Below are 18771 nucleotides of genomic sequence, written 5' to 3'. Positions count from 1 at the left end.
AACTTTAACTAAAAACGAACTATTATGTTTACTATAGACCAAATAAAAGAAGCACATGCCAAAGTAAAAAGCGGTGCAGATTTTCCAAATTATATACAGGATTTAATTATTTTAGGCGTAAAAGGCTACGATACTTTTGTACACGATGGCCATGTTGAATACTATGGCGTAAACAATTATAACGTTACCGCCGATGAAAAATACAACGAAATTAAAATCTCAGCCTCTGTAAACAAAGAGCTTTTTATCGAATTTCTGGTCAAACATCAAAATGGTGAAACGGATTATCTTACGTTTTGTAATCATTCCGCGCAATGTGGTATTGCCAAATGGCGTGTGGATATCATCGAAATGACCTGTACTTATTTTGATCTGGCAGGAAACGAAATATTAATTGAAAAAATCCCGGGTTAGTATTTTTAAAAAGAATTTAATTTTCATTTAAATGTCAAATACATTTTCAGCAATTATAAATCCTGAAGAATTAGTAAAACTACAGGAATCATCAGAAATTATTTTAATTGATGCACGAGCAGGAATCAATGCGGAAGAAAATTATCAAAAGGAACACTTAAAAGGCGCGAGATATGTTGATTTAAATAAAGACTTAGCAACCGTCGAAACCAATCCTGCAAACGGAGGAAGACATCCTTTACCTTCTTTTGAGAAGTTTTCGGAAGTACTTTCAAAACTTGGCATTCAGCCATCAGCCCATGTGATTATTTATGATGATAAAAACGGATCGAATGCCGGAGCCAGATTCTGGTGGATGCTGCGTTCCATTGGCCATGAAAAAGTGCAGGTTGTAAACGGAGGTCTGCAAGCCGCCATAAAAGCCGGTTTTACGGTAAGTTCAGAAATTGAAACTTTTGAACCCGCTGAAAAATATCCGGTTTCAGAATGGAAATTGGCTTTAGCCGATATCGAAGCAGTCGAAAAAGCCCGAAATAACAACGAAAACATAGTAATCGACGTAAGAGATAAAAACCGTTTTGACGGCCTCACAGAACCCCTGGATTTAATCGCAGGACATATTCCGGGCGCTGTCAATGTTCCCTTTAGTGAAAACTTAGACGAAAATGGTTTTTATCATTCCGCTGAAACGTTACACCAAAAATACAGCCGGATTTTAGGCGATGTAAAACCTGAAAACACCATTGTGCATTGTGGCTCAGGCGTTACGGCCTGTCATACTCTGTTAGCAATGGATTACGCCGGAATTCCGATTCCGAAACTGTACATTGGCTCCTGGAGTGAATGGTCGCGCAATGATCGTCCGATGGCAACCATAAAAAATAATTAAAAATTTAAAAAACAGAAATGCAGCATTGGGATATACTTTTATCGAATCAGGTAAACAAAAAAGCCTTTATTGATACTTTACTTTCTGCCGAAGCCAAAGGAGAATTAGCCGTTTTTAACAATCAAAAAGGAATACTGTTTTCAGATATTGCCATTGAAAAATTCATCGAAAAAGAATATCAATACGACATTGTTGAGGCTTCTCCTGATTCCCACAGGCAATTACGAACCTTTTCTTCCGGTGAACGCAAAAAAGAGTTTTTAAAATACTGCATCAGTCAAAAACCTGACTTTATCATTTTCGATAATCCGTTTGATCATTTAGATCAGGCCTCGCGTGTCATTTTAGCCGAATCTTTAAAAGATTTAACAGAGCAGATCGCCATTATTCAGATCGTAAACCGCGTTACCGATGTACTTCATTTTGTTCCCAATAAAGCACAAATCAAAGACAATACATTTGAATTACATCCTCTTTCAAAAATTGAAAAACTTTATAAAACCTTAAATACATCCGCAATTCCAAAGGCTTTGGAATCGCATTCTTTCCACGAAAGTGTTTTAGTCAAAATGGAAAATGTTTCCGTAAGCTATGACGATCGGAAAATTGTAGACCAAATTTCATGGACGATAAAAGAAGGTGAATTCTGGCAGTTAATCGGCCCAAACGGTTCCGGAAAAAGCACAATCTTATCTTTAATTACAGGTGATAATCCAAAAGGCTTTGGTCAGGATTTATACTTATTCGGAAGAAAAAAAGGAACCGGAGAAAGCGTCTGGGACATCAAAAAGCAAATCGGAATCTTCACGACTTCCATGACCGATTTATTTCAAAAAGGACATACTTTGGAAGAAATGATTCTGTCCGGATTTTTTGATTCCATCGGCTTATACACCGAACCCACAACGTTGCAAAAACAAATTGTAACGCAATGGCTTGAAGTAATTGAAATGAGTAGTTTACGCAAAAAACGTTTTATCGATCTTTCTATAGGTCAGCAAAGAGTCGCCTTAATTGTTCGCGCCGTTTTAAAACATCCGCCTTTGTTAATTCTGGACGAACCGGTGGAAGGTTTAGATGACGAAAATGTTGATTTGGTCATTCAGCTGATCAATACCATCAAACAGGAAACAAACGTCAGTATTTTATACGTTTCACATCGCATCGAATCCGGCCTCGCTCCTACTTCGGTATTTGAATTGCTTCCGACTCCCACAGGATCAATCGGCAAAATAAAATACCACTCAGAGCTAAACTAAAAACAAAAATGAAAATTAAATATCCCCTATTATTAGTACTCTCCCTAATAATCACTTCCTGTTGTAGCACCATTGCAACAACAAAAAAAGAATACAAAATAGCTCCTGCTTCTGCTCTGCAGTCAGACTGGAACTTAAATCCGAAAGAATGGTCTCTTGAAAAAGATACATTAAAAGGAACCGGAGGCCCAATGCATTGGGGCGTCATAGAATCTAAAAAGAACCTACCTGAAAATTATGAAATCGATTTTAAGTTAAATATGACGAAAGAATCTTTATTTGAGATTATGCTGAACATCGATAAAAAGCAATATATCAGAACCTATCTCTATCAAATCGACCAGAATATCGTGATTGGAAAAGGCGTTTATCACAAAAAGAGTGATGAATACGAAAAACGCGGAGGCCCGACCTTGTTTAAAAAAATAATGAAATTAGAAAACAACAAATGGTATTCCGTAAAAATAAAAGTACTGCATAATCAATTGTTCTTTTCAGTCAATAACGAAACTACATTAGAATGCTCTCTTGAAAAAAGTAATTTAAGCCAACAAGGCAAATTAGGTTTTCTAACCAACGGAGAAGCAAAAATCACCGACTTAACAATTAGAAGTATTCTGTAAACAATAGCAAAAAAAAAGCTCCAAACAGGAGCTTTTTTTAATATCAGGAATTATCTAATTTTCTAATTAAAAAATTATCTAATTAATTTTCCTCTTCTTCCATAGTATGCGTCTTCCCATAATTGCGCCATTTCTCGATACAATTCTGAAAGTCTTGTGGCAATTCAGTATCAAAACGCATCATTTCACCGGTAGTCGGATGTACAAAACCAAGTGTTTTAGCATGCAGCGCCTGACGTGGCAAAGCTTTAAAGCAATTTTCTATAAACTGTTTGTATTTCGTAAACGTAGTTCCTTTCAGAATCAAATGACCACCGTAACGTTCATCATTAAATAATGGATGCCCGATATGTTTCAAATGCGCACGAATCTGGTGCGTTCTTCCTGTTTCCAATCTACAGGAAATCAAAGTCACATAACCAAAACGTTCCAGCACTTTATAATGCGTAATGGCAGGTTTCCCAATTTCAGGATCAGCAAAAACAGCCATTTGCATGCGGTCTTTTAAGTGTCTGGCAAGGTTTCCCTTAATAGTTCCTTCCTCTTCAGCCACATTTCCCCAGACAAGGGCAATATACTCGCGTTCCGAAGTTTTAGCTTCAAACTGTTTGGCTAAATGCGTCATGGCCGCCTCCGTTTTGGCTACCACCAAAAGTCCGGACGTATCCTTATCAATTCGGTGAACCAGACCTGGGCGTTCGCTGCTGTTCATAGGCAGATTATCAAAATGATGCGCCAGGGCATTCACCAAAGTTCCGGTATAATTTCCGTGACCAGGGTGTACAACCATTCCGGGCTCCTTGTTAATCAGTAATAAAGCATCATCTTCATAAACAATATTCAATGGAAGATCTTCCGGAAGAATATGGTTTTCAAACGGAGGATGGGTCAGCATCACGGTCACCACATCCAGTGGTTTTACTTTATAATTTGACTTTACCGGAATATCATTTACAAAAATGTTTCCTTCAGTGGCTGCGGTCTGAATTTTATTTCGGGTCGCATTCTGAATCAAATTCATTAAATATTTGTCAATACGCAACAGCGCCTGACCTTTAGGGACTTCAAATCTGAAATGTTCGAATAATTCGTCTTCCAGATCTAAATTTTCATTATTATTGTTCATCTTTTGGGGTTTCAGTTGTCGGCGCAACTAAACTATCTGTCGCCTGACTGTCGTCTACATACGATGCTTTTCCGTCTCCTAAAACCAAATCAATTTTAGAAGCTTTAAGCACGCGGTCTCCTACTTTTAAGTTTCTTCCTTTATAACGCATCTCCAAAACCATATCTTTTCCAAGGTTCGGAATATAAGTAATGGTTCCCTCCTGAAGTCCCAGAGCTTTTAGGGTCGGAACTGCTTCACGGTAGGTTTTCTCAATTAAATCCGGAATTTTAACAGACGAAAAACCCGATGCATTAATTTTAATATATATTTTTCTTCCTACTTTAACCTTTGTTCCGGGCAATGGATCCTGCTCTACCACACTGTATTTAGGAAATTCACTTCGGTAATCAACACTATCCAAAAGCACATAATCCAGGTCTAATTCGTCCAGTTTACTTTCGACTTGTTCTTCTGTCAGTTTAGATAAATTCGGAACCGTTATTTCGTTCCCGTGATCCGTTGTAAAAGTCAGCCAATGCATAAACAAATACCCCAAAACTGCAATAATAGCAGCTGCACCCAATACTTGAAGAAAAAACACACGGCTTGTTAAATACTTACGTAAACTCATAAATTTATTTTTAGTTGTGGCAAAGATAAACCTATTTCGTTTCAAAAAAAATGATAATTTTGTTTAAAACAAGAAAGTCTCAAATTGTCTTACTTTGTAAAGTCCGACAACTGGTTTCAGAATTAGAATCAGGAGCTGTTTCCTGCTTTCGCCTAAATCTTTTTCCTGCTAAAGAAGCAAGAAAAAGGATACCGGCTCTATCAGGGCTAGGCCATCAGTTTTCAGGAGAACATTTCGACTAAACAAATAAACGATTAAACAAATAAACCTCAAATCAATGAAAAACATAGCCATCATCATGGGCGGATATTCAAGCGAATATAAAATTTCTCTTATCAGCGGAAACGTCGTACACCAATACCTTGACAAAACAAAATACGCCGGTTTCCGTATTCATATTTTCAAGGAAAAATGGGTTTATGTAGACGAAAACGATGCTGAATTTCCAATTGATAAAAATGATTTCTCGGTAAACGTAAACGGACAAAAAATCACTTTCGACTGTGTTTTCAACGCCATTCACGGAACTCCGGGCGAAGACGGATTAATGCAGGCTTATTTCGAATTACTAAATATCCCGCAATCTTCCTGTGATTACTACCAGTCAGCACTTACGTTCAACAAACGCGATTTGCTTTCGGTTTTAAAACCATACGGAATCAAAACGGCCATCTCTTATTACCTGAACAAAGGTGACGTGATCAATACAGCCGAAATTGTAAAAAAAGTAGGTTTGCCTTGTTTCGTAAAACCAAACAAAGCAGGTTCAAGCTTCGGAATTTCAAAAGTAAAAACAGAAGCAGAATTGCCAATTGCCATTGAAGTAGCTTACAAAGAAGACAACGAAATCATCATCGAAAGCTTCCTTGACGGAACAGAAGTTTCGGTTGGTGTAATCAATTATAAGGGAGAAATCAAAGTGCTGCCCATTACCGAAATAGTTTCAGACAATGATTTCTTTGATTACGAAGCCAAATACGAAGGAAAATCACAGGAAATAACACCTGCCAGAATCTCAGACGAATTAACTCAAAAAGTGGGAGAAACTGCAAAACGCGCCTACGAAGTGTTGAAAATGAAAGGTTTCTCCAGAAGCGAATTCATTATCGTAGACAACGAACCGTACATGCTTGAAATGAACACCATTCCGGGATTAACAACAGAAAGTCTGATTCCGCAACAAGCCAAAGCTGCCGGAATATCCCTGGAAGATTTGTTTACGAATGCAATTGAGTTGGCTCTTTCTTAAAAAGTTGCTAAGATACTAAGGTTCTGAGACACTAAGTTTTTAGAACCTTATTTTTTATCATACAAAATATTATCAGACTGAGTGAAGTCGAAGTCCCGTAACAATTTATAATGCGTTGCTCTCTGAATGCGATTTCTCCTTCGTCGAAATGACACAAAAACTTAAAAACTTTCCAGTTCAAACACTCAGAAACTCGGAACTTAAAAAAAAGTCTTAGTACCTTAGCAACTCAGAACCTTAGAACCTCAAAGAAAAACCTTAGAACCTCAAAGAAAAAAAAATGAAAGAAATATTCGAATGGAATAGATTATTATTCAACGACTTGCCAGCCAATTTCATTTTAGAAGTTATATTTCGTTCTACAGTGATGTTTGTCATTTTACTTTTGACTCTAAAACTGGCCGGAAAACGGGGCGTAAAACAACTATCTATTTTCGAAACCGTAATCATTATAGCATTAGGTTCCGCAGCCGGAGATCCCATGTTTTATGAAGATGTTGGAATTGTTCCCGCTGCCATAGTTTTTACTGTGATTATCATTTTATATCGTTCTGTAACCTGGCTTACCGGAAAAAGCAAGAAATTCGAAGAATTCATTGAAGGCAAAACCGAATGTTTAATCAATGACGGCAAGTTTTCTGTCGCTACTTTCAAAAAAGAAAGCCTAGCACAGGATGAATTTTTCTCGGAACTTCGAATCAGATCCATTGAACACCTCGGACAGGTAAAACATGCCTTTATAGAAACCAGCGGTGAGGTAAGCGTATTTTTTTATGACGATAAAGAAGTGAAATACGGTCTTCCCATTTTACCGGCCCAATTCAATAAAAAAAGTAAAATCATTGAAAATGAAGGTATTCAGGCCTGTACTTTTTGCGGCCATACCGAACAACAAAAACCAGGCACCGCAAAATGTGAAGTTTGCAAAAATGACGAATGGGTACCGGCCATCAAAACACTTAGAATAACGTAATATCAAATTCCAATCCCGAAGCTATCTGGAAAAAATTCCAAATTTCAAATTCCAAATTCCAAATTCCAATAAAAAAAATAAAGCGCTAGCATGGTTACTTAAAAAACTTTGAACCTTTGTAACTTTGATTCTCTGTACCTTAAAATAAAAATCAACAAAGCTTCAGCACCTTTAATTAAAATACTCTGAACCTTTGTAACTTTGAACCTCTGAACCTTAAAAAAAATGAGAAAAGCCATATTCCCGGGATCGTTTGATCCGATTACACTGGGCCACGAAGATATTATCAAAAGAGGAATTTCCCTATTCGACGAAATTGTGATTGCTATTGGTGTCAATGCCGAAAAAAAATACATGTTTTCACTGGAAGAAAGAAAACGATTTATCGAAGAAACTTTCAAAGATGAACCCAAAGTAACCGTGATCACGTACGAAGGCCTTACTATCGATTTGTGCCATAAATTAAAAGCCCATTTCATCTTAAGAGGTTTACGTAACCCTGCCGATTTCGAATTCGAAAAAGCCATTGCACACACCAACAGACGCCTTTCTAAAATAGAAACGGTATTCTTGTTAACTGCTGCAAAAACTTCTTATATCAGTTCAAGTATTGTCCGTGACGTCCTTCGAAATGGCGGTGAATATGAAATGCTGGTTCCTGATGCTGTCAGGGTGAAGAAGTAATTATACAATTTAAATTTATAAGTAATGAGAATAACTAAAATAATTCTAAGCTTTCTTTTATTAGTCTTTTGTAATATTTCTTTCGCACAAAAATATTTTGGGCAAATAGTAACAATAAAAAACGATACCCTAAGTGTTGAAATAAAACTTGATGCGTCTTCTTTTAACGTTAACAAACTAATGTATCTCCAGGATAAAATTTCAGTTATACAAAACGGAGTTACTTCAACTTATTTACCAAAAGATTTGAAAAGTTTTAAGATTAGATTAGAAAAAGAAGTAGCCTCTTTTGAAAGTGTTGATGAATTATCTTTTGCACAAATTCTGTATTCAAACAAAATAAAACTTTATAAGGTATTAAATAAAATATCTTACAATAACATTATTAGAGTATATGTCATAAAAAAGCCTAACGATACACATTATTTTAACATGCAAGCAATGGGGCTAAGCAGACTAATTACCAAAAATGCTATGTTACCAGCGATTGAAGATTGTAAAGTTTCCTATGAAAAGATTAATAATGATGAAATCAAAATTAAGGATGAAAAAATACTTGTAGAGTTCATTAAAGATTATGAAAGCAACTGCTTTTAAAAAATTTGTCAGCAAGGTAAATTATAAATAATTTCGCATTTTAAAATAAAAACCAAATAATGAGTATCGAAAGAGAATTAAACAAACGCAGCGGATCTAAATGCGAACTTTGTGGAGCTGAAGAAAACCTAAAAGCATATCAGGTATTACCTACCCAAAAAGGAGGTCTTGACGAAAGTATTTTAGCGTGTACTACCTGTATTGACCAAATTGAAAACCCGGATAATGTTGATTTAAATCACTGGAGATGTCTTAATGACAGCATGTGGAATGAAAACGCAGCTGTACAAGTCGTAGCCTGGAGAATGTTAAGCCGAATGCGTGCTGCCGGATGGCCACAGGAATTACTGGATATGCTGTACTTAGACGAAGATACGCTGGCATGGGCACAAGCAACAGGTGAAGGTGAAGAAGATGAAAACAAAATTACACACCGCGATAGCAATGGCGTAATTTTGGAACACGGAGATTCTGTTGTTTTAATCAAAGACCTGAAAGTAAAAGGATCAAGCATGGTGGCCAAACAGGGAACTGCCGTTCGCAACATTCGTTTAGACCATGAAAATGCCGAATACATAGAAGGAAAAGTAGACGGACAACAAATTGTAATTATAACGCAATACGTGAAGAAGATATAATTTTTAAAGGTATAAAGGCTCAAAGGAACAAAGTTGCAAAGATTTTATTTTTATAACCTGAAACTAAAAAAACTTTAAACCTGAAACTAAAAAAGGCTATTCAAAATATGAATAGCCTTTTTTTAGTTTTATACTTGAACTAAAATTATTTCTGGAATAATTTACTGATCTGATCTTTTACGAATGGCTCAGAAACACTGCTTGTTGCAGAAGAAGCTTCTTTTGAAGAAACCATGAACTGAACTGTAGCTTTCTCAGGAATAACGCTTCCTGTGTAGTGCAACCAGATGTAGTTATTAGGCAATTCTAATTTAATATCATACAAAGGGTTTGCAGTAAAACCTCCCATAATGATATTGTAAAGACTTGTGTAATCATTATTTACGTTTTTAAACGAAAACTTTCTTAAACTTGAAGATTCATCATCGTTCTGGATACTAGTATAATAAACAGTATATTCATCTCCAATTTTTTGAATATAATTGTTATTTACTTTTCCCAATTTTTCAACTGGTACAGTTTCAAGAACTTTAATTTGTGCAAACGAAACAAAACTAAAGAGCAAAATGGCAAGGGTAATAATTTTTTTCATAACGAATTTGGGGTTAATTTTTACTAATATTATAAACGCCGAAATTATGAAAAATTACCTCTAAAACTGCTATTTTATTAACATTAAATTGTGAATATTAGTTAAAATTACACAACAGTAAAACAAAACAAACGTAACCTTTTAATAATCAGTAAAATAAATCAAAAAAAAACGACTCAGAACTTTGCGAATTTTCGTAAAAACTTGTCAAAATTCATTGCATTTACCTCTCCTCTTCCTTTTTAACGACTTTTCTGGCCACTTCAATTTTAAATTTTTTGCCTTTCATTTTCTCATCCCTGATATTTTTAAGCAAATCTGTTACTTTATTATATTTCACTGCTGCAAACGAAATAAAATCTTTTACTTCAATCAAACCTAAATCTCCTTTTTCCAGTTTTCCTTTTTGGGAAAAGAAACCTACAATATCAATTTTATTCAATTTTGTTTTCTTTCCGCCACTAATGTAGATCGTTTGAAATTCGGGTGGTTTTGGTAATGTCGTTGTACTTTCTACATTCAGAACCTCCATTCCGTAGTCAATATAATCCAGTTTTTTTTCACTTTCGTGAATCAGTATATAAGCCGTTCCGGAGGCCAGCATACGTGCCGTACGACCGTTACGGTGTGTAAATTCGTCTTCTTTTAAAGGTAAATGATAATGAATTACATGCTTCATTTCCGGGATATCCAGACCACGGGCAGCCAGATCTGTTGTGATTAAGTAACTCACACTTCCGTTTCTGAACTGAATCAAAGCGCGTTCACGCTCGTCCTGATCCATTCCGCCGTGATAATAAACCGAGTAAATTCCCTTTTCGTTCAGGGTATCACTAATACGCTCAGCGGCATCACGATGGTTACAGAAAATAATAGCCGATTGTGATTTAAACGAACAGATTAAATTGAATAAACTTTCCAGTTTATCTTTTGAAGGAGAAACCACCATTTTCATCGAAAGATTGGTCTTTTCTTCTTCCTCAGGAATAAAATCTAAAATAGTAGGATTTACAACTCTGGTATATCTCGGAATCTCAACATCTGAAGTAGCCGAAACCAGAACTCGTTTGTTTAGTTTCGTTAATTTACCAATGATAAAAGACATTTGTTCATGAAAACCCAACTGCAGGGATTTGTCAAATTCATCCAGAATTAAAGTCTGAATTTTATCCAGGCGAAAAGTTCCTCTGTCAATATGATCTGCAATTCTTCCCGGCGTTCCAATTAAAACTGCCGGTGGATTGCTTAAATTTTTAATTTCCGTTTCTATTGAGTGTCCACCGTAACAAATATTTACTTTATAATCTGTTCCCATTTTTTTCCAAACCTGTTCGATTTGTAATCCCAATTCACGCGAAGGAACTAAAATTAAACATTGAACGGACAGAATTTCAGGCTGCAATAATTCCAGAACCGGCAATAAAAAAGCCAGGGTTTTCCCTGATCCTGTCGGAGAAAGTAATAAAACATTATTGTCGTTAAGAATTGCATCCTGTGCAACTTCCTGCATTTCGTTCAGGCTCTCAATACCTAAATTCGAAAGTATATTGTTGGAATGGTGTTTTTTATTCATTTTGCAAAAGTAATCAAAAAAAGTGGTTTCAGGTTTCAGGTTGAAATAGGAATAAAATTTTAACCGCTAAGAACGCTAAGAATTTTATTTGGATTGGCTATCTATATACAAAGTTCGCAAAGCTTTTTTTATTTAATCACGCCAAGTCGCAAAGCCACAAAGTTTATTTTCCTGGCGACATGGTGACTTGGCGTGAAATAAATTACTATTCTTTATGATAAAATACCAAAATTGCTCTACCCTCATTTCAACTTAAAACTTGAAACCTGAAACAAATAAAACTTTATATTTGACTTTTCTATTAAAACCCAAATCATGAGACTTTTTACCATTGTCATTTCACTTTTTACACTTACTCTTTTCGCACAGAATACCAAAAAATACGATACCTTTTTCGAAAAAGGAAATGGAAATCAGGCGGCAGACTACCCCGAAACCATCAACTATTACAGCCTTTTATCTCATGATTTCCCGACAATTCAGATGCAGGAAATGGGTCTGACCGATTCCGGATATCCTTTACATATGATTATCTTTAATCCGGAGAAAGAATTTGATTTTAATAAAATTCAGAAAAATAAAGCCGTTTTATTAATTAATAACGGAATACATGCGGGCGAACCGGACGGGATTGACGCTACCATGCAATTGTTCCGGGATTTGGCTTTAGGAAAAATCAAGGCTCCAAAAAATACGGTTATCGTAACCATTCCGGTTTATAATATTGGAGGTGCTTTAAACAGAAATTCTACTACAAGAGCCAATCAGGATGGTCCCGAAATTTATGGCTTTCGCGGTAACGCCAGAAACTATGACCTGAATCGTGATTTTATGAAATCGGATACCCGTAACACCAAGAGTTTTGTAGAGATTTTCCAGAAAACAAATGCAGATGTTTTTATAGACAATCATGTGAGTAACGGATCTGATTATCAGTACAAATTAACGTATATCATGACACAACACAACCAATTGGGAACTGTTTTGGGTGATTTTATGAATACCGAAATGATGCCTGCTTTGGTAAAAGACCTGCAAAATAAAAAAATAGAAACGACACCTTATGTAGATTCGTTTAAAGATACGCCCGATAAAGGTTTTGGTCAGTTTACAGATAGTCCGAGATATACTACCGGTTATACTTCGCTATATCATACCATTGGATTTGTCGTTGAAACGCACATGCTTAAAAAATATGCCGACCGTGTCAAAGTAACGTACGAATACATGAAATCGACAATTGATTTTATGGATGGCAATTATCTAAAAATCAAAGAACTTCGATTAAAAAACGAAGAGCAATACAAACCTAAAAAAACCTATACTTTAAAGTGGGAAATGGACAGTACCAAAACAACTACTTTTTCATTTCTGGGGTATGAAGCGGGTTACAAAAAAAGTGAAGCGACAACCGGAAATCGTTTGTTCTATGACCGCAGCAAGCCTTATAAAAAAGACGTTCCCTACATCAAAGAATTCAAATCGGTTAAGGAAGTTGTGATTCCGACTGCTTATATTATTCCGCGTGGATATTGGAATATTATTGACCTTTTGAAAAACAATGCCATAACGTATTCTACCTTAAAAAAGGATACGATAATAGAAGTTGAAAGCTATAAAATTGCAGATTTCAAAACAGTTCCGTCAGCTTATGAAGGGCATTATTTGCACCGAAATACAACCGTTACTTCTAAGGTTGTAAAAGTTGCTTTTGTGAAAGGCGATTACTTCGTTCCGACAAATCAAAAAGGGGTAAAATATCTACTGGAAGCTTTCGAGCCGGAAGGGGTTGATTCTTTCTTTAACTGGAATTTCTTCGATCCTATTTTACAGCAAAAAGAACATTATTCGGAGTATGTTTTTGAAGATACCGCTGCAAAACTTTTAAAAGAGAATCCAACTTTGAAAGCTGAACTCGAAGCTAAAAAAGAATCTGACGCCACGTTTGCCAAAAATCCTGAAGCCCAATTAGAATGGATTTACAAACATTCTGCTTATTATGAAAAGGCGCATTTGCAGTATCCGATTTATCGTGTTTTATAGTTTTTCTTAACCGCAAAGTTCGCTAATTTTTTTTGCTTTTGATTGGGCTGAAAAACGCGGGAGGACGCAAAGCTTACGTGAAGATCTATGCCAAAATTTTGAACTCTGACAAAGATAAAATTAAATATATTTGATCATATAAACAAAATAACCGAAAATTATGAATAACCAAACTGGTGATACCATTGCAGGTGCAATTATTGAGGCATTAGGTTATTTAGGTGCCATGGTTCACTGGCTTCTGTTCTTTGGAAAGAAGCCTTTTCAAAAGGTACTTCAAAATAATATAATTAATGGTTTTGTTGGCCTGCTGCTTATAATTTTAATCATTGTAGTATTTAAAAATGAGGTATTAAAACTCCTCTTATATTTAATTAATAATCGCCAAAACCATAAATAAATGAATTCACAATTTTCATCAGGAAATCCAAAAATATTTGCTGTAATCGGTCTTATTTTTGCTATTTTTTCTTTTCTTTTTTCCATTGTTCCGTGTATCGGATTTTATGCAATCGGGCCAAGTATTATGTCTATTGTTTTTTGCGGAGTCTCCTTTTTAGGGTTAAAGCAAAAAAATCAAAATACCGGAGTTTCAACCGCAGGTTTAATTGTTGGCATGATAGCAATATCAATAGGGATATTCCAATATTATAAGTATAAAACAGTGTTTGATGCAAAAGCAGAAATTGAAAACTCGCTTAACAATATAGAAGGTCAAGTTTTAGATACGATAGAAAAAAAGGCTTTGAAACATGTTAAGGAAAAAATTGAAAAAGAAATAGAGAATGATTCAATTGAAAAAATCAAGAGTGATTCCATTAGTCAATAAAGAATATCATTTATTTAATTTTTTGATATTTGTTGCAATACTAATTTTAGTCCTCTATTTAAAAACAGGCTTTACAATTATTAAATGTCCTTACGCCGAACTGGGAATTAAATGCAAGACTTGTGGTCTTACAACTTCTTTTAGAAAAATAATAAACAACGACTTAACCCACTTAAATTTTGGTCCTTTTTTATTATGTATGACTTTTTTGTCACAACTTTTTATCAGGCCCTTTATTAGCTTAATCTTATTATATTCATCAAAATCAAAAATAATTCGGAATATCGATATTATTTTTTCAGCTGCTTTAATTGGATATGCATACATAAAGTTGATTTTGAATTAATTATAAAACCGAAAAGAAATTATACCCAAAAAAAGCAAAAACCCCGAAATTCAAATGAATTTCGGGGTTTTTAATTTATAATCTAAAAGAAATGGCAGTTTATTGACCACCAAGTCCCACTAAAGTAGGATATTGTCCAGCTGTAAATTTCCAGTTGGCAGACGTCCAGGTACTCGTGTAAGGAGTTCCTGTTTTCATATCAACTGTCTTTTTTCCAACTGCCTCACCTCCATCATCTGAAGCGGTTTGTCCTGTAGATTGGGTATCCCAGAAACAATTTGGAGCCGAACTCCAGTTAAAATTGAAACCAACCAATCCACCGCCAATTTTTATATTTCCTGTAGCATAACAATTCATAATCTCGCAGGCATTCTTCCCGATAAGAGCTCCTCCGTATTTATAAGTACCGGATACTGAACCTGTAGCATAGCAGTTTTGTACATCGCAAAGGTAGTTGTACCCTATTAATCCGCCAACTACAGAAGCACTTGGCCCTGCTGCAGAAACGTTTACCGTACTGTAACTATTTAAAAGTTTACCGCCTATACCGTTAGCATCATTATTAATTCCAACCAGACCTCCTACTTGCGTGTTCGCCTGGATTCCTGTAGAACTAACCGTTCCGCTGGCATAACAACGGGATATCGTACCGCCCACATTATTAGCAACCAGAGCACCTACGGTACCGCCTCCCTCAATTTTTACGGAGACAAGTCCCAGATTTTTCACCACACCTTTAGATCCTAAAGTAGAAACAAATGCAACATCATCGGTACTACCTCGCTTGATGGTTAGATTTTTTACTACGTGATTATCTCCGTCTATCGTTCCGTTAAAAGTTTCAAAATCTCCAATAGGGCTAAAACCCATTGTTGCATAACCTTCACCAATCGGATATTCAGTACCATCTACAGCAGGCATCGTGATATCATTAATCAGCTTAAAGTTGTCATTAAGATATAAATTTGGTGTCCAAAGTTGTGCCGGGGTATAGATACCATAAGGATTTGTAGTCTTGTTGTAAACCGGTATTTTTATCGTATAGGTCTTTTTAGTCTTTCCATCAGCAGCCGTTATCGTAAATGTAAATCCTGTCGAATTGTAGTTACTGGCTTCATTATCTCCTGCTGCTGTAAGTTCTGCTCCCGGAGGCAAAATTGGAATTCCTGTAATAAAGTCAAGATTAGCCGGAGCATTGTAAAAGGTATTAACACCCTCTTTAAGCGCAGGAAGTTCCCAATAGATTTCAGAATTTGAACCTTCGAAAGTAAAACCCAGTACAGCTGCCGAGTTAGGAGGAGTGATTGTATAATCCTGCTTGCTTCCGTCTTGTGCCGTAACGGTATAGACTAAAGTTTTGCTAAAATCATTTGGCGTTGTACCACTTACCTGAGCAACAGTCCCAATTGTAACTTTCGCGCCTGTAGTAGCAAAAATAGCCACTAAATTAGTTACGTTTACTCCCGAAGGATACGTAATGGCTATAGTGTGTGCTGTTTCGTCAATAGTAGCTTTTATAGCCGTATTTGAAAAAGAGAAAGACGTAATCGCCTTTGTAGTGCTTGCTGGTATCGTTGGTTCTTCTGTTTTACCAGGTTCATCACTTGAGCAGGAATACCCCACTACAATAAATAAAGCAAGAATCGTTGCATATTTAAAAAAGGGTATAATTGTAGATTTTGTTTTTTTTGACATTTTTTGATTAGGATAAAATTTTGGAAATGATAGCTGTTTTGGTTCAGCTATCTCTGATTTTTTAAATTTTCGTAAAAATTATTTTTACATTAAAGTAGAGTTAACTCATAGAGAAATTAGTTTTTAGGTTTGTTAATTTGTTCTTTTTTTTGAAAATTATTCTTACCAAAAATATCATTAAATTTCTTTAACACAAGCTTAGTAAGAGAATTTTGCCGTAAATAATTTGTGTAATGTCTTTTATTTTAAACAATAAGAATTTTCTTCTTTCCTGTTAACCAAACGCAAAGAATAATAATCTTTAGGATAGCATTTAATTACTAAACTTAAAGGAGGATTGATTATAAAAAATTCCCAATTAAATATCAGCAAATTTCAAATGATAGAACTTGCCTCAGGCATTACACTATAAGTTGTGACAAAATAAAAATGAATAAAAATTTTGTCACGTTTTTTTTGTGACAAAAACAAACAAACAAAAAAATTTGTCACGGATTTTGTGACAAAAAATAATTTTAAAAAAAATGTCACAACTTTTATACACAACGAGAATCAAAAAAAAGAGTCATGATATTTGGCGCGTATCACTTCTAAAATTTTCCGTTTTGAATCATTTTGAAGAGGGGAAATCATTTATTTATTACAAACTTTTATGGAAAGTTATTTTGTAAATCATTTTTAGCAAAGCCGTTTTTGCAACATCACCTAAAAAAATAAAAATAATATCTTTTAAAATTGAAAGTTTTTTCTTAGTTTTGTAATTCTAAACTACGACATTAGAATTAAATATAATTTGCTCTTGAGATAAGGTTGCGTTATTGGAAACAATAGGAATGCATTATTCTCGCGGGTTTAATATTCACTAAAAATGTAGTTTATGAGTACAAACACTTTTTCAAAAGAAGCCGAAAAAAGGCTAATTGATTTTTTTAATCACGCGATAGCCCCGGAAGATATGGCTAAAGTAATCAGGCAGGTAAATTATACACTGGCTTTAGGCGTAATGCGGGAACAGGAAACCCCACCAAACGGAATAGAATCCAACTTTTATTGGCTCAATGAATTAGCCGAAATTCTAAATCCTTATCTGGAGGCCGAATAAATTTAACTGATATTATTTAAATGAAAACCCCGATTTTAAAAAGATCGGGGTTTATTTATTTAAAGTTATTGCATTTACGAGTAAAACGCTCACACAAGCAGCGAATTGTTAAATCACTAAAATTATTTGATCTTTTTATAGATCAGAAAAACAATATAAAGTATTAAAGAAAATAACAGTACAATTGTTGCCACAGGCAAATAGGTAAAGACATAATATGTATCATGAATATTAATATCTAAACAATATTCACTTGGATAAATGTAACCATAAATTAGCATCCCAATACCTAAAATAAAAAAGAAGTAAATAAAATATTTCATAGTCTTGTATAATATTCATCCAAAAAATTACTGCCTAGTTAATCTCATTTTAACCTCTGGAAATAATTGTGCTGCAGCCCCATTGGGACAATCCTTTTCAAGCATAATATCTCTTTTTGGTATTAAAACTAGTTCCATTATAGAATCCGAATTTTTAGTTAGCATAACATAAAGTTTTCCTTCTTGTCCGCAATCAAATTGACGTCCTCCATACAATAAAACAAAAAATGTTTTATCATAATAAAGACTTTTTACCACATATCCACTATTATTCGGTTCCTTTCTCGTATCTTCTAAAATTCTGCCATTTACATCTTTTATTAAGTAACGCATTAGTAATCTGTCTTTAGTATATCGAACTGGTTTATCTGTAATTTTAGAAAATATTAATTCGTAATTTTTGCCGCCATAAAATCCTTTCCAGGTTCCGACATATTTATCCCGAATTCCATTTACATCCTTTAAATAGGTTACACTTTCTGGAAAGTCCTTTTTTGCACGCACATACTCTATCTCTTTTTCGATTGGAAGTATTGACTGGGCTTTACATGCTGAAATACTTGCTATTGTCATACCTATAATAATTATCTTTTTCATATTATTTACAATTTGAAAAACATTACTGCCTAGTTAATCTCATTTTAACCTCTGGAAATAATTGTGCTGCAGCCCCATTGGGACAATCCTTTTCAAGTATGATATCGCGTTGGGGCATTAAAAACAATTCCATTACAGAATTAGAATTTTTAGTTATCATAACATAAAGTTCCCCTCTTTGTCCGCAATCAAATTGACGCCCTCCATATGATAAAACAAAAAATGTTTTATCATAATAATAACTTTTAACAACGTAACCACTCTTATCTGTTTCTGCTCTTGTATCTTCTAAAATTCTGCCATTTGCATCTTTTATTAAATAACGCATTACTAATCTGTCTTGAGTTATTCGAGAAGGTTTGTCTGTTATTTTAGAAAATATTAATTCGTAATTTTTTCCCTCACACGTTCCTTTCCAGGTTCCGACATATTTATCCCGAATACCATTTACATCCTTAAAATACGTTACACTCTCAGGAATACCAATACCCGCATTTATGTAATCTATCTTTTTTTCGATTGGAACAATTGATTGGGCTTTGCATGCTGAAATACATGCTATTGTGATACCTATAATAATTATCTTTTTCATATTATTTCCAATTT

The 18771-nt window shown here is 34.8% G+C and carries 20 protein-coding genes; 13 read left to right on the top strand and 7 right to left on the bottom strand.

The features are described from left to right. The first annotated feature begins 24 nt into the window (after positions 1–24). From EV142_RS04965 to EV142_RS04950, 4 genes are read left to right on the top strand one after another with little or no spacing between them, the layout of a single operon-like run. Positions 25–414: a DUF1398 domain-containing protein gene (locus EV142_RS04965; protein ID WP_132033332.1), complete on the top strand. Its 390-nt coding sequence runs from the start codon at positions 25–27 to the stop codon at positions 412–414. 31 nt (positions 415–445) lie between these two features. Beyond that, complete coding sequence (locus tag EV142_RS04960) at positions 446–1303, top strand: sulfurtransferase (RefSeq protein ID WP_132033330.1); 858 nt, start codon at positions 446–448, stop codon at positions 1301–1303. Between the two features lie 17 nt (positions 1304–1320). Then, positions 1321–2562 carry an ATP-binding cassette domain-containing protein gene (locus EV142_RS04955; protein WP_132033328.1) on the top strand — a complete coding sequence of 414 codons (1242 nt, stop codon included), beginning with the start codon at positions 1321–1323 and terminating at the stop codon, positions 2560–2562. 8 nt (positions 2563–2570) lie between these two features. Beyond that, positions 2571–3185 carry a hypothetical protein gene (locus tag EV142_RS04950; protein ID WP_132033326.1) on the top strand — a complete coding sequence of 205 codons (615 nt, stop codon included), beginning with the start codon at positions 2571–2573 and terminating at the stop codon, positions 3183–3185. A gap of 82 nt (positions 3186–3267) precedes the next feature. Here EV142_RS04950 and EV142_RS04945 read toward each other — a convergent pair whose 3' ends face one another. Further along, a complete protein-coding gene (locus tag EV142_RS04945) occupies positions 3268–4311 on the bottom strand; it encodes an RluA family pseudouridine synthase (protein WP_132033324.1) in 1044 nt (347 codons plus the stop codon). Then, positions 4301–4924 carry a PASTA domain-containing protein gene (locus EV142_RS04940; protein ID WP_132033322.1) on the bottom strand — a complete coding sequence of 208 codons (624 nt, stop codon included), beginning with the start codon at positions 4922–4924 and terminating at the stop codon, positions 4301–4303. The genes EV142_RS04945 and EV142_RS04940 overlap by 11 nt, the downstream gene beginning before the upstream one ends. Before the next feature lie 277 nt (positions 4925–5201). On the opposite strand from EV142_RS04940, the gene EV142_RS04935 reads away from it, so the two are divergent. From EV142_RS04935 to EV142_RS04915, 5 genes are all read left to right on the top strand, one after another. After that, the gene (locus tag EV142_RS04935) at positions 5202–6173 is read left to right on the top strand and encodes a D-alanine--D-alanine ligase (protein ID WP_132033320.1); all 972 of its coding nucleotides are present in this window, start codon (positions 5202–5204) and stop codon (positions 6171–6173) included. 280 nt (positions 6174–6453) lie between these two features. Next, complete coding sequence (locus EV142_RS04930; protein ID WP_132033318.1) at positions 6454–7146, top strand: DUF421 domain-containing protein; 693 nt, start codon at positions 6454–6456, stop codon at positions 7144–7146. Positions 7147–7371: 225 nt separating this feature from the next. Next, entirely contained in the window at positions 7372–7830 is a 459-nt protein-coding gene (gene coaD, locus EV142_RS04925) for a pantetheine-phosphate adenylyltransferase (protein WP_132033316.1), read from the top strand. A 24-nt stretch (positions 7831–7854) separates the two neighbouring features. Further along, positions 7855–8427 carry a hypothetical protein gene (locus tag EV142_RS04920; protein WP_132033314.1) on the top strand — a complete coding sequence of 191 codons (573 nt, stop codon included), beginning with the start codon at positions 7855–7857 and terminating at the stop codon, positions 8425–8427. A 59-nt stretch (positions 8428–8486) separates the two neighbouring features. Continuing rightward, positions 8487–9065 (top strand): PhnA domain-containing protein, encoded by a 579-nt coding sequence (locus EV142_RS04915; protein WP_132033312.1) that lies wholly within the window; start codon positions 8487–8489, stop codon positions 9063–9065. Positions 9066–9210: 145 nt separating this feature from the next. Here EV142_RS04915 and EV142_RS04910 read toward each other — a convergent pair whose 3' ends face one another. Continuing rightward, the gene (locus EV142_RS04910) at positions 9211–9657 is read right to left on the bottom strand and encodes a hypothetical protein (RefSeq protein ID WP_132033311.1); all 447 of its coding nucleotides are present in this window, start codon (positions 9655–9657) and stop codon (positions 9211–9213) included. A 223-nt stretch (positions 9658–9880) separates the two neighbouring features. Continuing rightward, positions 9881–11230, bottom strand: a complete 1350-nt coding sequence (locus EV142_RS04905) for a DEAD/DEAH box helicase (protein ID WP_132033309.1) — start codon at positions 11228–11230, stop codon at positions 9881–9883. A gap of 315 nt (positions 11231–11545) precedes the next feature. Between EV142_RS04905 and EV142_RS04900 the strand changes: the two genes are divergently transcribed. The 3 genes from EV142_RS04900 (at position 11546) to EV142_RS04890 (ending at position 14102) form a co-directional block, all read left to right on the top strand. After that, positions 11546–13273 carry a M14 family metallopeptidase gene (locus tag EV142_RS04900; protein ID WP_132033307.1) on the top strand — a complete coding sequence of 576 codons (1728 nt, stop codon included), beginning with the start codon at positions 11546–11548 and terminating at the stop codon, positions 13271–13273. 160 nt (positions 13274–13433) lie between these two features. Continuing rightward, a complete protein-coding gene (locus EV142_RS04895; RefSeq protein ID WP_132033306.1) occupies positions 13434–13673 on the top strand; it encodes a hypothetical protein in 240 nt (79 codons plus the stop codon). Continuing rightward, a complete protein-coding gene (locus EV142_RS04890; protein WP_132033304.1) occupies positions 13674–14102 on the top strand; it encodes a hypothetical protein in 429 nt (142 codons plus the stop codon). A gap of 445 nt (positions 14103–14547) precedes the next feature. Here EV142_RS04890 and EV142_RS04885 read toward each other — a convergent pair whose 3' ends face one another. Continuing rightward, the gene (locus EV142_RS04885) at positions 14548–16143 is read right to left on the bottom strand and encodes a GLUG motif-containing protein (protein WP_132033302.1); all 1596 of its coding nucleotides are present in this window, start codon (positions 16141–16143) and stop codon (positions 14548–14550) included. 877 nt (positions 16144–17020) lie between these two features. Between EV142_RS04885 and EV142_RS04880 the strand changes: the two genes are divergently transcribed. After that, the gene (locus EV142_RS04880; protein WP_127337246.1) at positions 17021–17245 is read left to right on the top strand and encodes a hypothetical protein; all 225 of its coding nucleotides are present in this window, start codon (positions 17021–17023) and stop codon (positions 17243–17245) included. A 350-nt stretch (positions 17246–17595) separates the two neighbouring features. On the opposite strand, the gene EV142_RS04875 is transcribed toward EV142_RS04880, so the two are convergent. Continuing rightward, positions 17596–18165 (bottom strand): DUF6705 family protein, encoded by a 570-nt coding sequence (locus tag EV142_RS04875; RefSeq protein WP_132033300.1) that lies wholly within the window; start codon positions 18163–18165, stop codon positions 17596–17598. 22 nt (positions 18166–18187) lie between these two features. Continuing rightward, on the bottom strand, positions 18188–18757 hold the full coding sequence (locus EV142_RS04870) for a DUF6705 family protein (RefSeq protein WP_132033298.1): 570 nt from the start codon (positions 18755–18757) through the stop codon (positions 18188–18190). Positions 18758–18771 lie beyond the last annotated feature (14 nt).

Origin of the sequence: Flavobacterium circumlabens, assembly GCF_004345565.1 — a bacterium.
Classification (GTDB): Bacteria; Bacteroidota; Bacteroidia; order Flavobacteriales; family Flavobacteriaceae; genus Flavobacterium; species Flavobacterium circumlabens.
The sequence above is the reverse complement of the archived record's forward strand: the minus strand, read 5'-3'. Positions and strand labels throughout refer to the sequence as shown.